This is a genomic window from Nocardia sp. NPDC058497, from assembly GCF_042720195.1.
Classification (GTDB): domain Bacteria; phylum Actinomycetota; class Actinomycetes; order Mycobacteriales; family Mycobacteriaceae; genus Nocardia.
In genome coordinates this window covers 1-1,554 of record NZ_JBHXMY010000918.1, presented here as the reverse complement: position 1 = coordinate 1,554, position 1,554 = coordinate 1, and the positions used below count along the sequence as shown (strand labels likewise).

The following is a 1,554-nucleotide window of genomic DNA, read 5'->3' as shown; positions in this document are numbered from 1 at the left end:
CCAGCTGGTAGCGCTGCGGGTCGATCCGGCGGTGCTTCGAACTCGGGGCGAGCAGATCCCGGCTCTCGTCCGCGCGATCGCACCGATTGCGGCGCGCCGCCACAGCCGGACCGCGCCGGGTCAGTCGTTTCCGGAGAAGCTGGCGGGCCTGTCGGATTCCGACCGCGATAGTGCTCTGGTCGACCTTGTCCGCTCTGTTGCCGCAGGCATTCTTGGACACGCCTCCCTCGACGCCGTCGAACCCCAGCAGGCTTTCCAGCAGCTCGGGTTCGACTCGTTGAGCGCCGTCGAGTTCCGCAACAAGCTCAACACCGCGACGGGTCTGCGACTCCCGGCCACCCTCATCTTCGATTACCCCAATCCACAGGTGGTGGCCGAATTCATCGGTACGCAACTCACCGGCACCGAAGCTCTCGAAGAGCGCGCGGTCAGTCACGTCCGAGCCGATGACGAGCCGATCGCCGTGGTGGCGATGGCCTGCCGCTATCCGGGAGGAGTCGCTTCGCCGGAGGATCTGTGGAATCTGGTCCGCTCGGGCGTGGACGCCAACGGGGAGATGCCGGTGGATCGAGGCTGGGACATCGAGGCCATCTACGATGCCCAACCCGGTAAGGCGGGCAAGACCTACACCCGTCGTGGTGGATTCTTGTACGACGCAGCGGAATTCGACGCGGACTTCTTCGGGATCAGCCCCAACGAAGCCACGATGATGGATCCCCAGCAGCGGTTGCTGTTGGAGATCTCGTGGGAAGCGCTGGAACGCGCCGGGGTGGACCCCGCGGTGTTGCGCGGCAGCTCGACCGGCGTATTCACCGGTCTGATGTACCACGACTACGCCCGAGCCACCGGGACCGGTAGCGGGTCCGCGGGCAGTTTGGTCTCGGGCCGGGTGTCGTATGTGTTCGGCCTGGAAGGGCCGTCGGTCACCGTGGATACCGCGTGCTCGTCATCGCTGGTCGCCCTGCACATGGCCGGGCAGTCGCTGCGTTCGGGCGAATGCGACCTGGCCTTGGCCGGTGGTGTGGCGGTCATGGCCACGCCGGACATGTTCCTCGAGTTCGGCCGCCAGCGGGGTCTGTCCCCGGATGGCCGGTGCAAGTCGTTCGCCGACGCGGCCGATGGTGTCGGTTGGTCCGAAGGCGCCGGTGTCCTTGTGCTGGAGCGGTTGTCCGATGCCCGCCGCAATGGTCATCAGGTGCTCGCGGTGGTCGCCGGTTCGGCGGTGAACCAGGACGGCGCGTCGAATGGTTTGACCGCGCCGAACGGTCCGTCGCAGCGGCGGGTGATCCGCCAGGCGCTGGCCAATGCCGGGGTCTCGGCGGTCGAGGTCGACGCGGTGGAAGCCCATGGCACCGGTACCACCCTGGGTGATCCGATCGAAGCGCAGGCGCTGCTGGCCACCTATGGGCAGGACCGTGACCCGGACCGTCCGCTATGGCTGGGGTCGTTGAAGTCCAACATCGGCCACGCCCAGGCCGCTGCCGGTGTCGGCGGTGTGATCAAGATGGTGATGGCGATGCGGCACGGTGTGCTGCCGCGGACACTGCATGTGGA

General features: G+C 67.2%; 1 protein-coding gene. It reads left to right on the top strand.

The genetic code is table 11. The features are described from left to right. Positions 1 to 1,554, top strand: a 1,554-nt coding sequence (locus ACFWPJ_RS32450) for a beta-ketoacyl synthase N-terminal-like domain-containing protein (RefSeq protein WP_378857286.1), incomplete at both ends; no start/stop codon positions are given.